This window comes from Pseudoalteromonas sp. c7(2019) (assembly GCF_011378625.1).
GTDB classification, from domain to species: domain Bacteria; phylum Pseudomonadota; class Gammaproteobacteria; order Enterobacterales; family Alteromonadaceae; genus Pseudoalteromonas; species Pseudoalteromonas arctica.
On the sequence record NZ_WTKS01000009.1, the window covers coordinates 47607 to 70479 of the forward strand.

Genomic DNA, 22873 nt, shown 5'->3' on the forward strand with positions numbered 1-22873 from the left:
TTTATTAGTGTTCTATGATCCGCTCGATAGTATCATCTGATCGTAGCGTTAAAATTTCAACACCATTTTCAGTCACTAATAAAGTATGTTCCCACTGTGCAGACAAACTACGGTCGCGTGTTACTACTGTCCAATCATCTTTAAGAAGTTTGCATTGGCGTTTACCCGCATTAACCATAGGTTCAATAGTTAAACACATACCTGCTTTTAAGGCTTCGCCAGTACCGGCTTTACCGTAATGCATTATTTGTGGTTCTTCATGAAATCCTGCGCCGATACCGTGGCCGCAATATTCACGTACAATTGAGTAGTTAAAGCTCTCTGCATATTTTTGAATTGCTGAGCCAATATCACCCAAGCGCACACCTGGTTTTACCATTTTAATAGCAAGGTATAAGCTTTCTTGTGTTACTTCTGCAAGACGCTTAGCTTGAATGTTTGGTGTACCAACGTGGAACATTTTAGATGTGTCGCCGTGGTAACCATCTTTAATGACAGTTACGTCGATATTTACACTGTCGCCTTCTTTTAATGCTTTGTCATTTGGAATTCCGTGACAAATAACATGATTAACTGACGTACAAACTGATTTTGGAAAGCCATGATAATTTAACGGAGCAGGGATTGCTTGTTGCACATTAACAATATAATCATGACAAAGTGTATTTAGCTCATCGGTGGTAACACCTGGCACTACATGAGGGCCGATCATTTCAAGTACATCGGCCGCTAAGCGCCCAGCTACGCGCATTTTCTCTATTTCTTCAGGGGTCTTGATAATAGCGCTCATTGAGGCTCCAAAGTTGAGTTTTTAACATTTATCGTCGAACAAATTTTGCACGCGACGTTGAGTATTTAATTTTAATATGGTATAAAGCGCGCCGTCTTTTTACAAATAAATTCTTAAATGATTTTTTGTATTTAAGGCAAACACAATTTTATTTTAACACACACACGTATCGTCACATACACTTGGGTGCATTTGAAGTTTAATTACTTCGGTGTTGGTGCTATGGGATATGTGGAGGCCTAACCCTAAACAACTATAGAGGATCTATAAAATGGCAAACGTTTCAATGCGCGATATGCTTCAAGCTGGTGTTCACTTTGGTCACCAAGCACGTTACTGGAACCCTAAGATGAAGCCTTTCATCTTCGGCACACGTAACCGTGTACATATCATCAACCTTGAGCAAACTGTACCAATGTTCAACGACGCACTTAAGTTTTTATCAAGTGCTGCAGCAAACAAAGGTAAAGTTCTTTTCGTTGGTACTAAGCGCGCAGCAAGCGACGCAGTTAAATCAGCTGCTTTAGAAAGCGACCAGTTCTTCGTAAATCACCGTTGGTTAGGTGGTATGTTGACTAACTGGAAAACTGTACGTCAATCAATCAAGCGTCTTAAAGACCTTGAAGCACAAAGCCAAGACGGAACTTTCGAGAAGTTAACTAAGAAAGAAACGTTAACGCTTAACCGCGAAATGGAAAAGCTTGAAAAGAGCCTTGGTGGTATCAAAAACATGGGCGGTCTTCCAGACGCGCTTTTCGTTATCGATGCTGACCACGAGCACATTGCTATCCGTGAAGCAAACAACCTAGGTATTCCAGTTGTTGCAATCGTAGATACTAACTCTAACCCAGACGGTGTTGATTACATCGTACCTGGTAACGATGATGCTATCCGTGCTGTAAGCCTTTACACTAGCGCTGTTGCAGCTGCTATTACTGAAGGTCGCGAGAATAACATCGTTGCTCAAGCTGAGAAAGACGATTTCGTTGAAGCTGAGTAATTAGCTGTCATCAAGTCTTCATCTTTTTAAGGTGAAGACTTGCTATTCTTGTCGAGCGGGTAACCCGCTTATCTAACCTGATTTCAGATTTGAGGATTTACTAATGGCTGTAACTACTGCCCTAGTTAAAGAATTACGCGAGCGCACAGGCGCTGGCATGATGGATTGTAAAAAAGCGTTAACTGAGACTGATGGCGACATCGAGTTAGCGATTGAAAACATGCGTAAAAGTGGCGCTGCTAAAGCTGCTAAAAAAGCAGGTAACATTGCTGCTGAAGGTACTATCATCATCAAGCAAAACGCGGGTGTTGCAGTACTAGTAGAAGTTAACTGTCAAACAGATTTCGTTGCAAAAGACGTAAGCTTCTTAGCATTTGCTAACAAAGTTGCTGACGCTGCAATTGCTGACACTATCTCTATCGAAGACTTACAAGCTAAGTTTGAAGAAGACCGTGTTGAGCTAGTGACTAAAATTGGCGAAAACATCAATGTACGTCGTTTACAGTACGTAACGGGTGAAAACCTAGTTGAGTACCGTCATGGCGATCGTATCGGTGTTGTTGTTGCGGGTGTTGCTGATGAAGAAACACTTAAGCACGTTGCAATGCACGTTGCTGCATCTAGCCCTGAATACTTAACACCTTCAGATGTACCAGCCGATGTTGTTGCTAAAGAAAAGCAAGTACAAATCGAAATCGCGATGAATGAAGGCAAGCCTGCTGAAATCGCTGAGAAGATGGTTGTTGGCCGCATGAAAAAATTCACTGGTGAGGTTTCTCTTACTGGTCAAGCTTTCATCATGGAGCCTAAGAAAACTGTTGGCGATATTCTTAAAGAGAAAAACGCAACAGTTACTAGCTTCGTACGTGTAGAAGTTGGTGAAGGTATCGAGAAGAAAGAAGAAGATTTTGCTGCTGAAGTTGCTGCTCAAATTGCTGCTGCTAAAGCTAAGTAAGATTACTATTTGTGAAGGATAATGAAATTAGATGCAATTAAAGTACTATTTGGTTTTGCTTCGCAGCTAGAAATTCTTTAAAATAACCGCGCTTTTATGTTTAACATAAGCGCGGTTATTTTTTATCCATAATTCAATAAAAGTTGGCCCCAATACTATGACTATCAATCGCAAACCTATTTTTAGACGTGTTCTTCTCAAATTAAGTGGTGAAGCTTTAATGGGAGACGAAGGCTTCGGCATCGATCCTAAAGTTTTAGACCGTATGGCACAAGAAATTAAAGAGCTAGTAGAGCTCGACGTAGAAGTGGGTTTAGTTATTGGTGGAGGTAACTTTTTACGCGGTGGATCACTTGCAGAAGCAGGTATGAATCGCGTAGTAGGCGATCACATGGGTATGCTTGCAACGGTTATGAACGGCCTTGCAATGCGTGATGCGCTACACCGTGCATTTGTAAATTGTCGTCTTATGTCGGCTATTCCGCTTAATGGTGTATGTGACGCTTATAACTGGGCTGAAGCAATTAGTTTATTGAAAACTGGCCGCGTAGTCATTTTTGCAGCGGGTACTGGTAACCCATTTTTCACTACCGATTCTGCAGCATGTTTACGCGGTATCGAAATTGAAGCGGATACAGTAATTAAAGCGACTAAGGTTGATGGCGTATACAGTGATGACCCTGTTAAAAACCCAGATGCGACGCTTTATACCCACTTAAGCTACAATGAAATCATTGAAAAAGAATTAAAAGTTATGGATTTAGCGGCATTTACTCTAGCCCGCGATCACAATATGCCATTGAGCGTATTTAACATGAATAAATCAGGCGCGCTAAAACGCGTAATTATGGGTGAAGAAGAAGGTACACTTATTTCTTCACAAGCCTCAGATGAAATAATCAAATAATTAGGATTAAACCGTGATTAACGATATTCAAAAAGACGCGCAAGCGCGCATGCAAAAAAGTGTAACTGCACTAGGTAGCCAATTATCTAAAATTCGTACTGGCCGTGCACATCCTGCAATCCTAGATGGCATTATGGTGTCGTACTACGGTGCACCAACGCCTTTAAACCAAGTTGCTAACGTAACAATTGAAGATTCTCGTACACTGGCTATTGGTGTATTTGATAAGTCTTTAGCGCAAGCTGTTGAAAAAGCAATTATGGCATCTGACTTAGGTTTAAACCCTATGTCGGCAGGTACTGTTATTCGCGTACCACTTCCTCCACTTACAGAAGAGCGTCGTAAAGACCTAATTAAAATTGTACGCGCTGAAGTTGAAGGCGGTCGTGTTGCTATTCGTAACATTCGTCGTGATGCTAATGGCGATGTAAAGGGTTTATTAAAAGATAAAGACATATCTGAAGATGAAGCGCGTCAATCAGATGATGCGATTCAAAAGCTTACTGATAAGTTTATTAAAGAAATGGATACTTTATTAGCTGCCAAAGAAACAGAATTGATGGAAATCTAAGCAACTAAAATTATTAGTTTTGAAACGCCGTCTAGGGTATACTAGGCGGCGTTTTTTTATGGAATACTCGATATTTATGGTTCTAGATGCTGACACAATTTCACAGCAATGTTTACCCAAACATGTTGCTATCATCATGGATGGGAACGGACGTTGGGCGCAAGCTAGAAATAGACCTCGTGTGTATGGGCATAAAAAAGGCGTAGACGCAGTTCGTCAATCTGTTCAGTTTTGTACTAAATTAGGGATACAATCGTTAACCTTATTTGCTTTTAGTAGTGAAAACTGGCGCCGCCCTGAAGACGAAGTAAACACTTTAATGGAGCTTTTCTTATTTGTTTTAACAAAGGAAGTTAAAAAGCTTCATAAAAACAATGTAAAACTGACCATTATTGGAGACTTATCACGATTTTCTGAAGGATTACGTAGCAAGGTAGACGCTGCGCATAAGCTGACTGAAAATAACACCGGGTTGCGTTTAAATGTTGCAGCTAATTACGGTGGTCGTTGGGATGTTGCCAATGCGGCAAAACAACTTGCTTTGCAAGTTGCGCAGGGCACACTAAACGCAGAAGATATTACAGAAGAGCGCTTAGCACAGCATATGAGCATGGCAGATCAGGCTGAACCTGATTTACTTATTCGCACTGGTGGCGATGTTCGTATTAGTAATTTTTTACTATGGCAAGTTGCTTATGCAGAACTTTACTTTACCGAGACACTTTGGCCAGATTTTAATGAAGCAGCATTTGCTGAGGCCATTGCGTGTTACGTTGCCAGAGAGCGACGTTTTGGTTGTACGGGCGAACAAATAAAACAATTACTCGCTCAAACCTAAATAGAATAAGGGTCACATTTTGTTAAAACAACGAATTTTAACCTCTCTAGTGCTAGCTCCATTAGCATTGGCTTTGGTTTTTTATACACCGCTTACGTTATTTAGTTACTTTGCTGGTGCAATTGTATTATTAGGCGCATGGGAATGGTCTGCATTTATGGGCCTTTGCGACAAGCTTAAACGTGCTGCCTTTGTTGTGTTTATTGGCGCTTTACTTGCCTTGCTTAATTTACATTGGCCTATTGAATCATTATGGGAAAATGGCAAGCTAGTCGGTGATGCAAATTACGTATTTACGCTTTCGTTTGCTTGGTGGATTGTTGCTAGCTATTTAATTTGGCGCTACCCAGAAATGGCTAAAGCGTGGAATGAAGGCCTAGTTATGCGCGGCATTGCAGGGCTACTCACGCTTGTACCGCTATGGCTTGCACTAAATACACTACGTAGCGCGCAATATGCTGAATCAACTCATTTTGGTTCGGTGCTAATTTTAGTGGTACTCGGTATTGTATGGAGCGCAGATGTGGGTGCTTACTTTACGGGTAAAAGTTTTGGTAAACATAAGTTAATGCCTAAAGTAAGCCCTAATAAAACAATTGAAGGGTTAGCAGGCGGTGTAGTTGCTTCTATTATTTTTGTATTAGCATTTTGTCACTTTACCGATGTTGATTTAGTTGTATGGCCTGTGTACGCGATAATGACAGCATTTATTGCGTTGTTTTCTGCGGTAGGTGATTTACTGGAAAGCATGTTTAAACGTGAAGCTGGTTTAAAAGATAGCGGTCGATGTTTACCAGGGCACGGCGGTATTTTAGATAGAATTGACAGCTTAACGGCTGCTGCTCCAATGTTTGTTATGTGCTATGCGTGGACTCTTAGTTTATGAGCCAAAAGCAATTGCTGGTTATTTTAGGCGCAACAGGCTCAATTGGTTTAAGTACACTTGATGTTGTGTCGCGCAATAAAGAGTTATTTGATGTTTTTGTTTTGGCTGCAGGACAAAATGCAAAGAAAATGGCGGAGTTGTGTATTGAACATGAACCGCTTTATGCGATTATGGCTAACCAGCAGGCCGCAGAGCAGTTATCTGCGTATTTAGCTAATACTCAGTGCCAAACTCTTGTTATGCACGGTGAGCAAGCAATGAGTGACTTATGTGCTCATCCTGATGTTGACATTGTAATGTCGGCAATTGTAGGTGCAGCTGGTTTACTACCTACATTAAGTGCTGTTGAAGCGGGTAAAAAAGTACTACTAGCTAATAAAGAATCTTTAGTTATGTCAGGTCAGTTGTTTATTGATAAAGTTAAACAACATAAAGCCACTTTGCTGCCAATAGATAGCGAACATAATGCAATTTTTCAATGCCTACCTTCTTCGTTACAAAATGCCAAAGGCGATCAAAAACTACAGCAACATGGCGTAAGTAAAATTTTGCTTACCGGCTCTGGTGGCCCGTTTTTAACGCGTGATATAAATACGTTAAAAGATGTAACCGTAAGTGAAGCCGTTGCACACCCTAACTGGTCGATGGGACAAAAAATATCAGTAGATTCCGCAACTATGATGAACAAAGGCTTAGAGTTTATTGAAGCTAAGTGGTTATTCAATTGTGATGCTAGTGATATTGATGTAGTTATTCATCCGCAAAGTATTATTCATTCAATGGTGCAGTACCACGATGGTTCTATTTTAGCGCAAATGGGTAACCCCGATATGCGCACGCCAATTGCCCATGCACTTGCGTATCCTGAGCGAATTAATGCGGGTGTTAAACCGTTAAACTTCTCTGACATTTGTGATTTTTCGTTTACTAAACCTGATTTTTCTCGTTATCCAAATTTACAATTAGCGATTGATGCGTGTAGTGCAGGGCAGGGCGCGACAACAACGGTTAATGCAGCAAATGAAATAGCTGTGGGCGCATTCTTAAACGGTAAAATTGGTTTTACCGATATATACAAAATAAATGCACAGACGCTAGAAGCTGCAACTTACACCAATGTGCAAAGCCTAGATGAAATTTTAGAGTGTGATAAATTAGCGCGTATTAGCGCTTCAGAATTTATAACAAAAGTGGCGCATTAATATGTTTGATTTTTTTTGGAATCTTGGCTCATTTATTTTAGCGCTTGGTATTTTAGTGGCCATACATGAATATGGCCATTTTTGGGTTGCACGAAAAATGGGCGTTAAAGTGCTGCGTTTTTCAATTGGTTTTGGTAAGCCACTGTTAAAATGGCATGACAAATATAATACCGAATACGTGATTGCCGCTATTCCATTAGGTGGTTATGTAAAAATGCTTGATGAGCGAGTTGATGACGTACCAGCAAATCAACGCCACTTGTCGTTTAACTCTAAATCTGTACAAGCGCGTATTGCTATTGTTGCTGCGGGACCAATGGCTAACTTTTTGTTTGCCATTTTTGCTCTTGCGGTGATGTATATGGTAGGTGTGCAATCGGTTAAGCCAGTTGTTGGCAGCATAACCGAAGGCAGTCGCGCAGAGCAGGCGGGCATTATGCCTTCTCAACATATTATAAAAATTGGTGATGATGACATAACGACATGGCAAGATGCCACGTTTGCGCTTATGTCTAACTTAGGCGAAGAAAGCGTTGAAGTTATTGTTCGTGATAAAAACCTTCAACCACGCGTTAAAACGCTTAATTTAGAGGGTTGGAAGCTTGACCAGCGAGACGTACCACCATTAAGTTCGTTAGGTATTGTGCCATTTAGACCTCAAGCAACTTTAACAATTGCCGCCGTAACTAAAGACTCAGCCGCAGAACACGCTAATTTACAAGTTAACGACACAATTTTGGCTGTAAACGGTGAAACAATAAGCAATTGGCAGCAATTAGTTAATCTTATTACGCAATCAGCTAACAAATCTTTACAATTTAGTGTAAAAAGACAAGATACTATACAAGCCATTACAGTTACCCCTAAAGGGCGCATTGATAATAACGGTATTGAGCAAGGCTTTTTAGGTGTTGCTCCTGTTGTACAGCAATGGCCTGATGGCTATGTAGAGACAAGGCATTACGGCCCGCTCGATAGTATTGTGCGAGGCACAAAAGAAACTTGGCGCTTAATTACACTCAGTTTTGACATGATTGGTAATTTAATTACAGGCCAGGTTTCGGTTAAAAATTTAAGTGGTCCTGTGGGCATTGCAGTAGGCGCTGGAACTAGCGTAAGCTATGGGTTAGTGGCCTTTTTAAGCTTTTTAGCCTTAATAAGCGTTAACTTGGGTGTATTTAATTTATTACCCTTACCAGTGCTTGATGGCGGACACTTAATGTATTACATAATTGAACTTTTTCGTAAAAAGCCGGTCTCTGAAAAGACACAAGAGTTTGGTTTTAAAGTGGGTGCCTTGTTGCTCATTTTTCTAACATGTTTCGCTTTGTTCAATGATGTATCGCGTTTGTAGTTACAGCGTGGCAAATTACTAATTAGAACACGATTGTAAAGCACCACTAGTAAGGTGTTATGCGGTAATACAGTTGTAAAGGATAAAGATAATAAAATGGCTATAAAAAAACATTTGGCAATAACAAGTTTATTGGGTGCAAGTTTTGCAGCCCTAGGCCAAAACTCCTTTATTGTTGAAGACCTGAAAGTTGAAGGTTTGCAGCGCGTAGCACTTGGTGCAGCGCTAACACATATTCCTATTAACGTAGGCGATAATGTTGATGACTATACGATTTCAAAAACAATAAAGTCACTTTATCGTTCTGGGCACTTTGATAACATAAAAGCACTTCGTGATGGCAACAACGTTATTTTTAAAGTAACGGAACGTCCTACCATCAGCTTTATTGAGTTTGAAGGCAATAAAGACATTAAAGACGAGCAGCTTAATGAGTCTCTTGATCAGCAAGATATTCGCCAAGGTGAACCACTTGATAAAACCGTTATCGATAGTATCGAAAAAGGCTTAGTTGAGTTTTTCCACAGCATTGGTAAATACAACGCTAAAGTAGATATCAGTATTACTAAGCTGCCACGTAACCGCGTTAAACTTAAGTTAGAGTTTGATGAAGGTGATGCTGCTTCTATCCGCCAAATTAACTTAGTGGGTAATGAACTTTTTTCTAATGAAGAGCTTCTTAAACTTGCTGAATCGCAGCAAGATTTACCTTGGTGGCAGTTTATGGGTAGCGACCGTTACCAAAAGCAAACCATTGAAGGCGATTTAGAAAAAATTCGTAGTTATTATTTAGACCGTGGTTACCTGCGTTTTAATATCGACTCAACACAAGTTTCAGTGAGCCCTGAACGTGAATCAGTTTACGTTACAGCTAACTTAACTGAAGGCGTAAAATATAAAGTTAAAGGTTTTGACTTTATTGGTGACTTGCTTGGCCGTGAAGACTTAATTAAAAGTGTTATCCCACTTAGAGCGGGTGAGCTTTATAACGGTTCTGTAGTTACTTCATCTGAAGAGTTTATTAAAAGCTACTTAGCACGTTTTGGTTACGCTAATGCTGAAGTGCGTACAATTCCAGAAATTGACGACGAAAAGCAAGAAGTACAATTAACACTATCGGTTAACCCAGGTAAGCGTGTATACGTTCGTCGTATTATTGTTGGTGGCAACCAAAATACGGCAGATGAAGTACTTCGTCGTGAAATGACACAACTTGAAGGCGCATGGTTATCTAATCAAAACCTTGAGCGTTCAAAACTGCAAATTCAACGCCTACCTTACATGGAAACTGTTGATTTTAACGTAGTGCCTGTACCCGGTGTGGATGACCAAGTAGATGTAGACTTTACTGTAAAAGAGCAATCTGCAGGTAGCTTTAATGCTGGTCTTGCTTATGGTTCTTACTTAGGTCTGCAGTTTAATATTGGTGTAACAGAATCTAACTTTTTAGGCACAGGTAACCAAATTGGTTTAAACCTTAATACGTCTACAGGTTCTGAAAGCTTAAGCTTATCGTACACAGACCCATACTTTACGCCAGATGGTGTATCGCAAGGCAGTAGCATCTTTTACAGAAACTACGATGCAAGTAAATTCAGTCTTGTTGAATATAAATCGAAAAGTTATGGTTTAGGCACAAATATTGGTTTTCCAATTGATGCTGTAAATCGTGTTAACTTTGGCGCCCGCTGGATTAAAGAAGAGCTTTCAGATATTGCAGAGTACGAGCAAACGCGTGTACTTCGTGAAACATTCTTAGATCCAGATAACCCAGATGCAGGCTTTGACTTTACTAAGTATGAGCTGAGTGTTGGCTGGTCGCGTATCACCGTTAACCGTGGTTTATTCCCAACAGCGGGTTCGCGTCAAACTCTAAACTTAACAGCAACAACGCCTAACTCAGATCTTCAGTACTTTAAACTGAATTACGATTCGCGTTTTTACTGGCCTATATCAAATGACCACCGTTGGGTATTCTCAACGCGTGCAGCACTTGGTTATGGTAACGGTTATGGTTCTACAAACGGGTATGAGCAAACACTTCCATTCCAAGAGTACTTCCGTATAACGGAAATGGAACTACGTGGCTTTGACCGTAATACGATATTACCACGTGCTGTGTCGCGTATACCGCAGTCTATTCCGGGTACGCCAGGTGCAGACGGTACTACAACCGGTAGCATTGGTGGTGCATCAGAATTTGATATTCTAGTGCCACAAGGTCGCATTGGTGGTAATGCTAAAGCAGTGGCAGGTATGGAGCTAATTGTTCCTACACCATTCTTAGATGAAGAAAATACCAGCTCTGTACGTACTAGCTTCTTTGTTGATGCTGCAAACGTATGGGATACTGAGTTTAACGTAGACCGCTATCAAAACTTAGGCGTTGATGAACGTGCTAAATTAGATGACTATTCAGACCCAATGCGTTTTAGGGTTTCAACCGGTCTTTCATTACAATGGATCTCTCCAATGGGTCCAATGCTGATCAGTTTTGCGTATCCATTGCAAAAAGAAGAAGATGACGATACGAAAACCATCAGCTTTAACATTAGTAACACTTTCTAAAGGAGTTTTTTGTGAAAAAATTATTTAAATCAACAGCTGTAGCAGTTTTAGCAACGTTAATGATGGGTACTTCTGTGAATGCATTTGCACACAAAGTAGGTATTGTTGATATGCAGGAAATCTACAAGCAAATTCCTCAAATGGCTAAAATTGAACAGTCTTTACAAACTGAGTTTGCTGAACGTCGTCAAGAGCTTGAAAAGTTACAAGGCGATATTCGTTTTGAAGCTGAAAAATTTAAACGTGAAAGTACAACGATGAGCCAAGCTCAAAAAGATACTCTGCGTGAAAAAATTCAAGGCATGCAAAAAAATCTTGCTGAACAAGGTCGCCCTTTAGAGCAAGAGATTAAAGCGCGTCAAAACCAAGAGCTTGCTAAAGTTCAAGGTGTAATCATCAAAACAATTGAAGAGATTGCTAAAGACGGCGACTTCGACGAAGTTAAAGTAAAAGACACTACTATTTACTTTAACCCTAAAGAAGTGACTGATCTTTCATCTAAAGTTGTAGCCGCTGTTAGTAAGAAATAATCACTCTATGCAAAATTATACGCTTTCGCAAATTGCGGAACTTCTAGGCGCCGAACTTCAGGGTGATGGCGCTTTAGAAATAAAAAAAATAGCGACACTTGCAAATGCCCATTCTGGGCATATTGCATTTTTAGCGAACTCAAAATATCGATCGCAACTTGAAACTACTCAAGCGAGTGCTGTAATAGTAAGCCAAGCCGATGCAGAGTACTTTAGTGGCAGCAAAATTATTGTTGCTAATCCGTATGTAAGTTACGCAAAATTAGCGCAATTTATGGATACAACACCACGCTCAGCCTCGACGGGTATTCATCCAAGTGCAACTGTTCATTCAACAGCGATTGTTAGTGATAGCGCCGCTATTGGTGCTAACGCAGTCATTGAAGCTCATGCAGTGATAGGTGACAACGCGCAAATTGGTCCGAACAGTTTTATCGGGGAACGTGTTAAAATAGGTTCTGGCACTAAGCTTTGGCCTAGTGTGACTATTTATCACGATGTTGAAATTGGTTCAGATTGTTTGTTTCAAGCAAATAGTGTTGTAGGTAGTGATGGGTTTGGCTATGCAAATGAGCGCGGGCAGTGGGTTAAAATACCTCAGCTTGGTTCAGTGATCATAGGCAACAAAGTTGAAATTGGTGCAAGTACGACAATTGATCGTGGTGCACTGGACAATACCATCATTCATAGCAATGTTATTATCGATAATCAGTGTCAAATAGCGCACAACGTTGAAGTTAATTCAGGCACCGCAATAGCGGGCTGCACTGTACTTGCAGGAAGCGTTACCATTGGCAAGAACTGTCAAATTGGTGGCATGGTTGCAATTAATGGTCACATGTCTGTATGTGATGGTGTTATAATTACCGGCATGAGTATGGTGACAAAATCAATCACCGAACCAGGTATTTACTCATCTGGTATGCCCCATACAACAAACAAAGAATGGCGTAAATCAATAGCTCACTTGCGTAACCTTTCAGACATGAAATCTCGTCTTAAAGCGCTTGAAGCATTGGCTAAGTCATAACGTTGAACACTAATAAGGATGCTATTTTGGCAAACGAATTAAATAGCCTTGATATTCAAGAAATTTTAAGTTTATTACCGCACCGTTACCCGATGCTATTAATTGATCGTGTTATTGATTTTACACCTGGCAAGTCTTTACATGCTATTAAAAATGTTTCTATAAATGAACCGATTTTTACTGGGCACTTTCCAAATCAGCCAATTTTTCCTGGTGTGCTAATATTAGAATCAATGGCGCAAGCAACGGGTTTATTAGGTTTTAAAACAGTAGAAAACCGTAGCGAAAACGAATTGTATTTGTTTGCTGCTGTTGATAACGCACGTTTTAAACAACCTGTAATTCCTGGTGATACAATGCATCTTCATGTTGAGTTTTTAAAAGAACGTCGCAACATTTGGAAGTTTGCTGCAGAAGCTAGAGTCGACGGCAAAATAGTGTGTAGTGCCGAAATTATGTGTGCGAGAAGAGAGTTTTAATAGTGATCCATTCTACAGCAATAATCGAACCTGGCGCTAAACTAGGCAACAATGTCTCAGTTGGTCCGTATAGTTATATTGGCAATGATGTTGTTATCGGTGATAACTGTATTATTGAGTCTCACGTTGTTGTTAAAGGGCCGTCAACTATTGGCTCTGGCAATCATATTTTTCAGTTTGCGTCTGTGGGTGAAGCCTGCCAAGACAAAAAATACAACAACGAGCCAACCACTTTAATAATGGGTGATAACAACGTTATCCGTGAATGTGCCACTATTCACCGTGGTACGATTCAAGACCAAGGTGTTACTAAAATTGGTAGTAATAATTTGTTTATGGCTTATACACACGTTGCACATGACGCGGTAATTGGCGATAACGTAATTTTTGCTAACAACGCAAGTGTGGCCGGCCATGTACATGTAGGCGATTGGGTTATCCTTGGTGGTAATTCGGGTGTTCATCAGTTTTGTAAAATTGGTGCACATGCCTTTATTGGTATGTATTCAGGTGTTAACAAAGATGTACCACCATTTGTTACTACCATTGGTATGCCAGCAGGTCCTGCAGCTATCAATAAAGAAGGCATGAAGCGTCGTGGTTTCGAAAGTGATGAAATTATGGCTGTACGCCGTGCATACAAAGCATTTTATCGTAAAAGCTTAGGTGCTGAAGAAGCTATTGAGTCGCTTAGTGAAGATGCCGCAAAGTATCCTGCTGTGAAATTGATGGTCGACTTTGTTAAAAACTCAGAGCGCGGCATCGTAAGATAATTCGCGGGTTTGCTTTAAGCATTAAAAAACCACCCTAGATGATAAATCGAAGGTGGTTTTTTATTGCCCTGCTTTAAGCTAATTCAGTTAATACTCAGGGTAATTGAGTTAGTATGCGGGTAATTTATATAATAAAAGCCGTCCTATGCGTTTACCTAAGTTAGTTGTCACTCTTTTTATTACTTCAGTTTTAGCCGCTTGTAGTAGCCAGCCTATTGTTAAATCATCTGCTGGAGAAATCACTCAAGTTGGGAAAGCATCTTTTTATGCTGATAAATACCACGGAAGAACAACCGCCAACGGAGAGCGCTTTAGTCAACAAGCCGCCACGGCAGCCCATTTAGAATTCGATTTTGGTACTACGGTGGTTGTTACTAATCTAGCCAATAACAAATCAGTCACGGTAAGAATTAACGATAGAGGCCCGTATGTGCGAGGTCGTATTATTGATTTATCAAAAAGTATGTTTAAAAAGATAGCCGACCCTAAGGTCGGCGTTATTGATGTATCAGTAAAGGTTTTAAAACCGGGTAGTTAGCGCAACATAACCAGGATAAGCCCCACTGAGCTCTTTATGAGAGCCTTGTGCGACTACTTTACCGCCTTCCAACCATACAACATTATCCATTTGAGCAAGTAGAGCGGGATCGTGCGTAATTGTGAGTACGTTCGCGTTATTCATAACATGCATTATTGCTTGCATTACCCCTTGCTTAGACTGATTATCAAGACCTTCTGTTGGTTCATCAAGAACTAAAATAGCTGGGCTTTTAAGTAATGCTTGTGCAATGGCTATACGTCTAGACTGACCTTGCGACACATTACGCCCGCCAGTGCCTAATCGTGTTTTTAAACCTTCTTTTAGCTCATTAAACCACGGGCTTAATTGCGCTAACGAGAGGGCTTCAATCATTTGCTCTTTAGTTGCATTTGGCGCGGCATAACGTAAATTTTCACTCAGTGTGCCATCAAAAATATGGTGTTGCTGGGCTAATATATTTATCACACTTGCGCGTATATCATTATTTAACGAATGTAAGTCAACAACGCTATTTTGATTGTTTAGCGTTATGCTGCCTTGTTGTAAAGGCCATAAACCAGTAAGTAGATTTACAAGCGTTGTTTTACCGCTGCCGCTTCTACCTACAATCGCTACTTTTTGCTGGGGCATTAGCTCAAAACTGATATTAGTAAGCGCTGTTTGCTCACCATATTGGTAGCTAATATTGTTAAGTGCTAACGTGTGGTTTTGCGCGCTAAAGTTTTCATCAACGTCTACATGTGCATCTTTAGCTTGTGAGTTAGCGGCTTTATCTTCAAGTGTAAACAACCGCTCTGCTGCTTTTAATACACTAGGAAGCTCTATAAACGCATTGGGTAGTAGCAATACGCTTTCAAAGCTTGCCAGTACAAATAAACTTAACATAGCAAGTTCTACATTTACCATACTGTTGGTGTAAACCAGTGGGACAATGGTTACTATGCTAGCAAGCATCGCTAATTGAACAACCAACAAGCTTAACCCATCTGAGTTTGCTAGTGCTTTGTGGCGAATAAATAATTGCTGATTGTACTGCTCGCTTAATTCGTCGCACTTATTAAGTTGCTGCGAACGGGCTTGATAAATACTAAGCTCTCTAAGGCCTGTGAGTGTATCTGAAAGCTCAGAGCGAAGTTGTGCACTAAGTTGTGTTTCTTTATGGCTGTTTTTAGTGAGCTTTGCGCTGAGTAGGGCAGGTATAACCACACCTATAAGTATAATGCCAGTAAAGCAAATAAGGGCGACGTTGCCATTATAGGCCGACATAAACAGCATGATGATTGGCACACTTAAAAGAGCGACCAGCATAGGAAGCAAAACGTTTAAATAAAACTTGTCGAGTGCGTCTACATCGTTTTGTAATCGGTTAACTAGATCAGCGCTGCGGCTCATTGCTAAATCAACATTGTTAAGCTTACTTAACGTTGCAAAGACATTGGTACGTATTTCACTTAGTAATAAAAACGTGGCGTTATGAGTAACTAGGCGTTCGCCATAGCGCGATGCAGTTCGTACAATTGCTAAAAAACGAATCGTGCCTGCTGGAGTAAAGTAGTTCATTTGCACGCCCGCAAGACCTGCAGCTGCCATTGATGCTAAAAACCAGCCAGAAATAGCCAACAAGCCCACATTAGCTAATACCGTAATCGTTGCTAAAAATGTACCCAATAGCATCGCTTTATAATGAGGAGCACAAAGCTTTAATAAGCGAATAAAATTATGCATGCGCAACCCCTTGTTTGGCCGTTTTTAATAAATCAGCAAATGCACCATTTTGCGCTGCAAGTGTTTCAAAGTGACCTTGCTCAGCTATTTTCCCATCGTGCATAACAATGATATTGCTGGCATGTTTAACGGTATTTAGTCGATGAGCAATGACTAATACTAAGTTATTTTTAGCATATTCATTAATAGCATCTTGAATAAGCTGCTCTGTTTGGCTATCAAGGTGCGCTGTAGGCTCATCAAGCACTAAAACTGGTGCTTGTTTTATGAATGCACGTGCGAGTGCGATACGTTGCTTTTGCCCGCCAGAAAGTCCTTCCCCTTGCTCACCTATCAGTGTGTTAAAACCATCGGGTAGGGTATTTATAAATTCAAGCACACCAGCTTGCTTTGCTGCATGTTCAAGCTCTTGCTGTGTGGCAGTTGGTTTGGCCAATTTAATGTTGGCAGCAATGGTGTCGTAAAACAGCGTCGCTTTTTGTGGTATCCATGCAATGTTATTTTGCAGGTAAGTAATATCGGTTGTGCTTAAACTCTGATCATTAATAGATAGGTGGTTTATCACCTCAGGGTGAAACCCTAATAAGCAATCAAACAACGTACTTTTACCTGAGCCACTACTGCCCACAACTGCAATTAAGCCTTTATTTGGCAGTGTTAAATTTATATTTTTAATCCCTTCGTTACTATCTGGGTATATAAAATTAAGGTCGGTAATACTTATGGAGTTAATTGTATTTAAAGTTAAATTGTTTTCAGGCGTGTTTGTAGTCGCTGACGCATTTTCGTCACTTGGCAGTGGTGCATTTAAAATCGCAACCATATCGGCAGCGGCACTAATGCCTTGTAAGCGTGCATGGTAATGGCTACCTAGCTGGCGCAGTGGTAAATAAAATTCAGGCGCTAAAAGTAGCACCACAAAGCCAGTAGCAAAATCAAGAGTGCCAAAAAACAGTCTAAAACCAATAATTACTGCGACTAATGCCACGCTAATGGTGGCTAAAAACTCAAGTGCAAATGATGATAAAAACGCGATCTTTAAAACATCGAGTGTAGCGTGTCTAAAATCATCTGAAATTTTAGCTATTTGTTTAAGCTCGGTACGTGTTGCATTAAATAGCTTGAGTTGAGTTAAACCTTGTACGCGGTCAAAAAAGTAATTGCCCAGTACAGCAAGTTGCTTCCAGCGTTTTTGGTTTAAAGCTTCGGCTTTTGAGCCTACCAAAATCATGAAAAAAGGAATGAGCGGGGCGGTTAATAAAAATATCAACCCAGCTTTATAATCTGTCGGAAAAATAACAACCAATATTGCCAGCGGAATAAGCGCGCTGTAAGCAGCACCGGGTAGGTATTTAGCATAATAGTCGTGGAGTGCTTCTACGCCATTATGTAGGGTATTTAATGTAGCGCCTTGGCCGTGTTGTTCTATATAGCTTGGGCCAAGTAAGCTGAGCTTATTTAGAAGTGTTTGGCGCATAGCCGATTTTATTTTAAGTGCAGCATATGCACTCAAGCGTTCGCTTAATGCTAAAAACACCGCGCGCAATAAAATAATGCCTGCTAAGGGCCATAATAAATGAGTAACTTGGGCTAAATTATTACCTTCAAACATAACGTTGTGAATAGTTTGCGCAAGTAAATAAGCACCTGCAATCATCAGTAATGCGTTAAAAGTACCCAGTGCAATGCTTAACTTTAACCACACTGCAGCGGGTTTACTTTGACGCTTTAAAAAAGCGCGCAGTGATTGCTGCTGCGCGCGATCTGGTCGGGGGTTAGTCGTCATCTTTTGTGTTGTTAGCATCGTTTAATAAATCGTGCATGGCTTGTTCATCATCAGCAATGCTGTTTTTATTTTGATGAAATTCGTACCACATTACATTTATTACACCTAAGGTACAGGCCAAAAGTACACCTAAAATCCAAGCGAAATACCACATAGTTTAGTCTCCTTAGTAGCTACCGTGAGTGTTGTTTTCAATTTCTTCAACCGTTACTCTGCGCCACATTTTTACATAACACCAGGTGGTGTAAGTTAAAATAAGTGGGACAAAAATACACACTGCAACAAACATTACATTGAGCGTTTTATGGCTCGATACCGCATCCCAAATTGTTAAGCTAATATTTGGATTGTTGCTTGATGGCATAATAAATGGGAACAGTGAAACACCGGCCGTCATAATCACGCCAATTAACATTAAGCTTGTTGAAATAAGTCCAAGTGCTGGTTTGTTCAATTTAGAAAAAAATAGCGCACTTAGTGCCATTGCAAACGCTAAAATAGGAAAGGTCATAGTCCATGGGCGTTCACTGTAATTGCTAAGCCACGCGCCTTGGGCTGTTGTTACTACTTTAGCTAATGGATCTGCATGGCTTTGTGTATCAGGCATAGATACAATTTGGTAACCCGTTAAATTAGCAACCCAAAAACCAGCGCCTGCAAACAGTATAATAAACACAATCAGTGAATAACGACCATATTGCCCTGAGCGATCTGCTACTGCATCAGCTGTACGAAGCTGTAACCACATCCCCGCATGAGCAATTAGCATAGTGATACTCACTAAACCAGCAAGCAAACCAAACGGGTTAAGTAAACCAAAAAATGAACCTTGGTAGCTAACACGCATTAAGTTATCAATATTAAATGGTACGCCTAAAAATAAGTTACCAAAAGCAACACCAAAAACTAATGCTGGAATTGCGCTGCCTGCAAGCAAGCCCCAATCCCAGTTATTACGCCAGCGTTTTGAGTCTACTTTACTGCGGTAATCAAACCCTAGTGGTCTAAAAAATAGAGCAAAGAGTACTAGCATCATGGCAAAGTAAAAGCCCGAAAATGCAGCTGCATAAACCATAGGCCACGCTGCAAATAACGCGCCGCCTGCGGTAATAAACCATACTTGGTTACCATCCCAGTGTGGACCAATGGTATTAATTACCGTACGGCGCTCTGAATCTGTTTTACCAACTAGGCGAAGCAACATAGCAACGCCCATATCCATGCCATCGGTAATAGCAAAGCCAATAAGCAGCACACCAATGATCAACCACCAAAGCATTTTTAATGTTTCATAATCAAAAATCATGATTGCTCTCCTTCAGTTTGATCAGTTTTATTTGGCAATTCAAAATGATATTTACCAGTATGTAGCGAGCTTGGTCCTTGCTTAACAAAGCGGATCATCAACCAACCTTCAACAATGGCTAAACCAGTATAGAAAACAATAAATCCAGTTAAGCTAATTAAAATATCGTTTACTGTTAGTGACGACGTGGCTAAAAAGGTCGGCAGTATTTCAGATATAGCCCAAGGTTGACGTCCATACTCAGCAACTATCCAGCCAAATTCAATCGCTATCCAAGGTAGTGGAATGCTCAATACGGCAGCCCATAACAACCAGCGCTTTTGCTCAATAACGCGATGTGCGTTGTAGTAAAATGCCAATATAAATACACCCAACATGGCTACACCACAGGCAACCATAATCCTAAATGACCAAAACATAGGGCCTACTTTAGGGAAAGAGTCTTTAACGGCTTTTTGAATGTGCTCTTCGGTAGCATCTACAACATCAGGTGTGTAGCGCTTAAGTAGCAAGCCATAACCTAAATCATCTTTTAGGGTATTAAACTTAGCAACATTTTCTGGCGTATCTTCACCGTTTCTGAGTTTTGTAAGGTATTCATAAGCAATCATACCGTTGCGAATACGTACTTCGTGTTGTTTTTCTAGGTCGTTAATACCCGTTACTTGCTCATCAAGTGAACGCGTAGCAATTAACCCAAGTGCGTAAGGTATTTTAACCGCAGCATGTGTTACTTGCTCTTCTGAATCAGGAAAACCAAATGCGGTAAACGCAGCCGGAGCTTCTTCTGTGTGCCATTCAGCTTCAATCGTGGCAAGTTTTACTTTTTGAACTTCACCTACTTCGTAGCCTGATTCGTCACCAAGTAAAATTACACATAAAATTGATGCTAAACCAAAGCCCGATGCGACCGAAAAAGAACGTTTAGCAAACGCTAAATCACGACCTTTTAATATGTACCAACTACTTATGCCCAGTACAAACATAGACGCAGCTACATAACCTGCCGATACGGTATGAATAAACTTAACTTGTGCTACAGGGTTAAACACAAGCTCTGCAAAGCTGGTCATTTCCATGCGCATGGTTTGATAGTTAAATTCAGCACCTACTGGGTTTTGCATCCAACCGTTGGCAATCAAAATCCACAGGGCTGACATGTTAGTACCAATGGCCATTAAAAAGGTTGCACCTAAATGTTGGCGTTTAGAGAGTCTGTCCCAGCCTAAAAAGAACATACCTACAAAGGTCGATTCTAAAAAGAATGCCATTAAACCTTCAATAGCCAGGGGAGCCCCAAAAACATCACCTACGTAATGGGAGTAATAAGACCAGTTAGTACCAAACTCAAATTCCATGGTAAGGCCTGTTGCCACACCAATTGCAAAGTTAATACCAAACAATTTTCCCCAAAACTTAGTCATATCACGATAAATTTCGCGACCGGTCATAACATAAACCGATTCCATAATAACTAAAATCCAGGTCATACCTATCGTTAACGGTACGAATAAGAAATGAAAGAGAGCGGTAACAGCAAACTGTAATCGCGATAGATCCACAAAGGTTTCATCTATCATTATTGGCTCCTTGAGAGTGACGGATTAACAGGGCAACATTTAATTGGCAAAGTTAAGGTTTAATGAACTTTCAGTAATTACTGAAAGTTTGTAATAGTATTTACTTTTGTGCAATTTTTGTCAACATACATATTAGTAAAACTTAATATATATTTCCTATGCTACATCAGTATTAAAAACAAACAACATAAAGCCTTAACTTACGTGATAAAAAACCAGTTATTTAAAGCGTTTAACCAAACAGTAAAACACGGTAAACTAACAAGCATGAACGCCTGGTTTACTTGTGAAATAAAATCAAATGAATAAAGATAAAAAACAACTACGAATTGGTATTGTGGCAGGTGAACTGTCGGGCGATATTTTAGGTGAAGGTTTAATTAAAGCCCTTAAAAAACATTTTCCGGACGCTATTTTTGAAGGAATAGCAGGACCTAAAATGCAAGCGCAGGGCTGTAAAACACTTTACGACATGGATGAGCTTTCGGTAATGGGGCTTGTTGAGGTGCTAGGGCGTCTACCGCGTTTGCTTAAAATACGTAAACAACTCGTGCAGCATTTTGTAGATAACCCACCTGATGTATTTATTGGTATTGATGCACCCGATTTTAACTTACGCGTTGAAAAGCCACTTAAAGATGCGGGCATTAAAACAGTACAATATGTAAGTCCATCTGTTTGGGCGTGGCGCGAAAAGCGTATACATACAATAAGTGCAGCCACTAACTTAGTGCTTGCGTTACTGCCATTTGAAAAAGAGTTTTACGATAAACACCAAGTGCCATGTACATTTGTAGGACATACCTTGGCTGACGATATAGCACTTGAGCACGACGATACTAAAGCACGTGCAGAACTCGGCTTAAGCCTTGATGACAAAGTACTGGCGTTACTTCCTGGTAGCCGAGGCTCAGAAGTTGGTTTACTAAGTGAAACTTACATTAAAACAGCCGCAGAGCTGCAAGCTAAAAACCCCAATCTTAAAATTGTGGTGCCACTGGTTAACGAAAAACGCAAAGCGCAGTTTACTGATATATTAAACGCTACCGCGCCAAACCTTAATGTTAACCTGCTTGATGGACAATCAAAATTAGCGATGCAAGCTGCTGATGCTATTTTATTAGCGTCGGGCACTGCAACACTCGAAGGCATGCTTTATAAAAAGCCAATGGTAGTGGGCTATAAAATAAAGCCTTTGAGCTATTGGATATTTAAAACTTTATTTACGTTTAATATTAAGTATTTTTCGTTGCCTAACTTATTAGCAGACGAAGAGTTAGTGCCTGAGTTTTTACAAAGTGAGTGTAATGTGGCTAATTTGACAAATGCGCTTACTCCTATGCTCAACACTGATAACAAAGAGCTAAAAGCACGCTTTTTAGCTATTCACGAAAAAATTAGATTAAATGCCAGCGAACAAGCAGCCAACGCTGTGGCGGAGTTAATAAATGCAAATTGATAGACCTAATGTATCCTTAATTGCCGGTGTAGATGAAGTAGGGCGCGGCCCGCTTGTTGGTGATGTAGTTACTGCCGCCGTCATTTTAGATCCCACTAAACCAATTGCTGGCTTAGCGGATTCTAAAAAATTAACAGATAAAAAACGCCAAGCGCTTGCGATTGAAATAAAAGAAAAAGCATTGTGTTATGCCTATGGGCGCTGCAATCCAACAGAAATTGATGAGTTAAATATTCTGCACGCGACTATGCTTGCCATGACCCGTGCAGTAGAGGCATTAAGTACGCAACCTGAATTTGTATTTATAGATGGTAATCGTTTGCCAAAACTCACTATGCCAGCGCAAGCTATTGTTAAAGGCGATAGCTTAGTGGCAGAAATTTCAGCGGCGTCTATTTTAGCTAAAGTAGCACGTGATGACGAAATGATTGAGCTTGATAAACGCCACCCTGAATATGGCTTTGCAGGGCACAAAGGGTATCCAACAAAAGCACATTTTGCAGCGCTTGAGCAGTACGGCGCGATTGATGAGCATCGTAAAAGCTTTAAACCTGTGCAGCGTGTATTGGCGCAAGCCAATGGTGAGGGTTAAG

At 40.4% G+C, this 22873-nt stretch carries 22 protein-coding genes; 16 read left to right on the top strand and 6 right to left on the bottom strand.

Annotated elements, in window-relative coordinates; all coding sequences use genetic code 11:
• Positions 1 to 4 precede the first annotated feature (4 nt).
• Entirely contained in the window at positions 5 to 790 is a 786-nt protein-coding gene (gene map, locus GQR38_RS11500) for a type I methionyl aminopeptidase (protein ID WP_007580976.1), read from the bottom strand.
• 271 nt (positions 791 to 1061) lie between these two features.
• On the opposite strand from map, the gene rpsB reads away from it, so the two are divergent.
• The 14 genes from rpsB (at position 1062) to GQR38_RS11570 (ending at position 14421) form a co-directional block, all read left to right on the top strand.
• Positions 1062 to 1790: a 30S ribosomal protein S2 gene (gene rpsB / locus GQR38_RS11505; protein ID WP_007580978.1), complete on the top strand. Its 729-nt coding sequence runs from the start codon at positions 1062 to 1064 to the stop codon at positions 1788 to 1790.
• 103 nt (positions 1791 to 1893) lie between these two features.
• Positions 1894 to 2745 (top strand): translation elongation factor Ts, encoded by an 852-nt coding sequence (gene tsf / locus GQR38_RS11510; RefSeq protein WP_007580981.1) that lies wholly within the window; start codon positions 1894 to 1896, stop codon positions 2743 to 2745.
• Positions 2746 to 2902: 157 nt separating this feature from the next.
• The gene (gene pyrH, locus GQR38_RS11515) at positions 2903 to 3652 is read left to right on the top strand and encodes a UMP kinase (RefSeq protein ID WP_007580982.1); all 750 of its coding nucleotides are present in this window, start codon (positions 2903 to 2905) and stop codon (positions 3650 to 3652) included.
• Between the two features lie 13 nt (positions 3653 to 3665).
• Positions 3666 to 4223, top strand: a complete 558-nt coding sequence (frr, locus tag GQR38_RS11520) for a ribosome recycling factor (protein ID WP_024599058.1) — start codon at positions 3666 to 3668, stop codon at positions 4221 to 4223.
• Between the two features lie 58 nt (positions 4224 to 4281).
• Complete coding sequence (locus GQR38_RS11525; protein WP_007580985.1) at positions 4282 to 5061, top strand: isoprenyl transferase; 780 nt, start codon at positions 4282 to 4284, stop codon at positions 5059 to 5061.
• A 19-nt stretch (positions 5062 to 5080) separates the two neighbouring features.
• Complete coding sequence (locus GQR38_RS11530; RefSeq protein WP_007580986.1) at positions 5081 to 5947, top strand: phosphatidate cytidylyltransferase; 867 nt, start codon at positions 5081 to 5083, stop codon at positions 5945 to 5947.
• Positions 5944 to 7149 (top strand): 1-deoxy-D-xylulose-5-phosphate reductoisomerase, encoded by a 1206-nt coding sequence (gene ispC / locus GQR38_RS11535; RefSeq protein WP_024590724.1) that lies wholly within the window; start codon positions 5944 to 5946, stop codon positions 7147 to 7149. Before GQR38_RS11530 ends, ispC begins: the two co-directional genes overlap by 4 nt.
• 1 nt (position 7150) lies before the next feature.
• Entirely contained in the window at positions 7151 to 8503 is a 1353-nt protein-coding gene (gene rseP / locus GQR38_RS11540; RefSeq protein WP_010553745.1) for a sigma E protease regulator RseP, read from the top strand.
• A 96-nt stretch (positions 8504 to 8599) separates the two neighbouring features.
• Positions 8600 to 11071, top strand: coding sequence for an outer membrane protein assembly factor BamA (gene bamA / locus GQR38_RS11545; protein ID WP_007580991.1), 2472 nt, complete (start codon positions 8600 to 8602; stop codon positions 11069 to 11071).
• Between the two features lie 11 nt (positions 11072 to 11082).
• Complete coding sequence (locus tag GQR38_RS11550; protein ID WP_007580993.1) at positions 11083 to 11601, top strand: OmpH family outer membrane protein; 519 nt, start codon at positions 11083 to 11085, stop codon at positions 11599 to 11601.
• Between the two features lie 7 nt (positions 11602 to 11608).
• Positions 11609 to 12631, top strand: coding sequence for a UDP-3-O-(3-hydroxymyristoyl)glucosamine N-acyltransferase (gene lpxD / locus GQR38_RS11555; protein ID WP_007580995.1), 1023 nt, complete (start codon positions 11609 to 11611; stop codon positions 12629 to 12631).
• 26 nt (positions 12632 to 12657) lie between these two features.
• On the top strand, positions 12658 to 13110 hold the full coding sequence (fabZ, locus tag GQR38_RS11560; RefSeq protein ID WP_007580997.1) for a 3-hydroxyacyl-ACP dehydratase FabZ: 453 nt from the start codon (positions 12658 to 12660) through the stop codon (positions 13108 to 13110).
• A gap of 2 nt (positions 13111 to 13112) precedes the next feature.
• Positions 13113 to 13883, top strand: a complete 771-nt coding sequence (gene lpxA, locus GQR38_RS11565; protein ID WP_007580998.1) for an acyl-ACP--UDP-N-acetylglucosamine O-acyltransferase — start codon at positions 13113 to 13115, stop codon at positions 13881 to 13883.
• A 145-nt stretch (positions 13884 to 14028) separates the two neighbouring features.
• Positions 14029 to 14421, top strand: a complete 393-nt coding sequence (locus tag GQR38_RS11570; protein WP_010553743.1) for a septal ring lytic transglycosylase RlpA family protein — start codon at positions 14029 to 14031, stop codon at positions 14419 to 14421.
• On the opposite strand, the gene cydC is transcribed toward GQR38_RS11570, so the two are convergent.
• The 5 genes from cydC to GQR38_RS11595 are packed head-to-tail and all read right to left on the bottom strand — an operon-like array spanning position 14404 to position 20821.
• On the bottom strand, positions 14404 to 16149 hold the full coding sequence (gene cydC / locus GQR38_RS11575; RefSeq protein WP_165721618.1) for a thiol reductant ABC exporter subunit CydC: 1746 nt from the start codon (positions 16147 to 16149) through the stop codon (positions 14404 to 14406). The genes GQR38_RS11570 and cydC overlap by 18 nt on opposite strands.
• Positions 16142 to 17935 carry a thiol reductant ABC exporter subunit CydD gene (cydD, locus tag GQR38_RS11580; RefSeq protein ID WP_007581004.1) on the bottom strand — a complete coding sequence of 598 codons (1794 nt, stop codon included), beginning with the start codon at positions 17933 to 17935 and terminating at the stop codon, positions 16142 to 16144. Before cydD ends, cydC begins: the two co-directional genes overlap by 8 nt.
• A complete protein-coding gene (gene cydX / locus GQR38_RS11585; RefSeq protein ID WP_002958303.1) occupies positions 17925 to 18089 on the bottom strand; it encodes a cytochrome bd-I oxidase subunit CydX in 165 nt (54 codons plus the stop codon). Before cydX ends, cydD begins: the two co-directional genes overlap by 11 nt.
• A 12-nt stretch (positions 18090 to 18101) precedes the next feature.
• Positions 18102 to 19241 (bottom strand): cytochrome d ubiquinol oxidase subunit II, encoded by a 1140-nt coding sequence (gene cydB / locus GQR38_RS11590; RefSeq protein WP_007581007.1) that lies wholly within the window; start codon positions 19239 to 19241, stop codon positions 18102 to 18104.
• Positions 19238 to 20821 (bottom strand): cytochrome ubiquinol oxidase subunit I, encoded by a 1584-nt coding sequence (locus tag GQR38_RS11595; RefSeq protein WP_010553739.1) that lies wholly within the window; start codon positions 20819 to 20821, stop codon positions 19238 to 19240. The genes cydB and GQR38_RS11595 overlap by 4 nt, the downstream gene beginning before the upstream one ends.
• A 301-nt stretch (positions 20822 to 21122) precedes the next feature.
• Between GQR38_RS11595 and lpxB the strand changes: the two genes are divergently transcribed.
• Positions 21123 to 22280: a lipid-A-disaccharide synthase gene (lpxB, locus tag GQR38_RS11600; protein ID WP_165721619.1), complete on the top strand. Its 1158-nt coding sequence runs from the start codon at positions 21123 to 21125 to the stop codon at positions 22278 to 22280.
• Positions 22270 to 22872: a ribonuclease HII gene (gene rnhB, locus GQR38_RS11605; RefSeq protein ID WP_010553737.1), complete on the top strand. Its 603-nt coding sequence runs from the start codon at positions 22270 to 22272 to the stop codon at positions 22870 to 22872. The genes lpxB and rnhB overlap by 11 nt, the downstream gene beginning before the upstream one ends.
• The last annotated feature ends 1 nt before the right edge of the window (position 22873 follow it).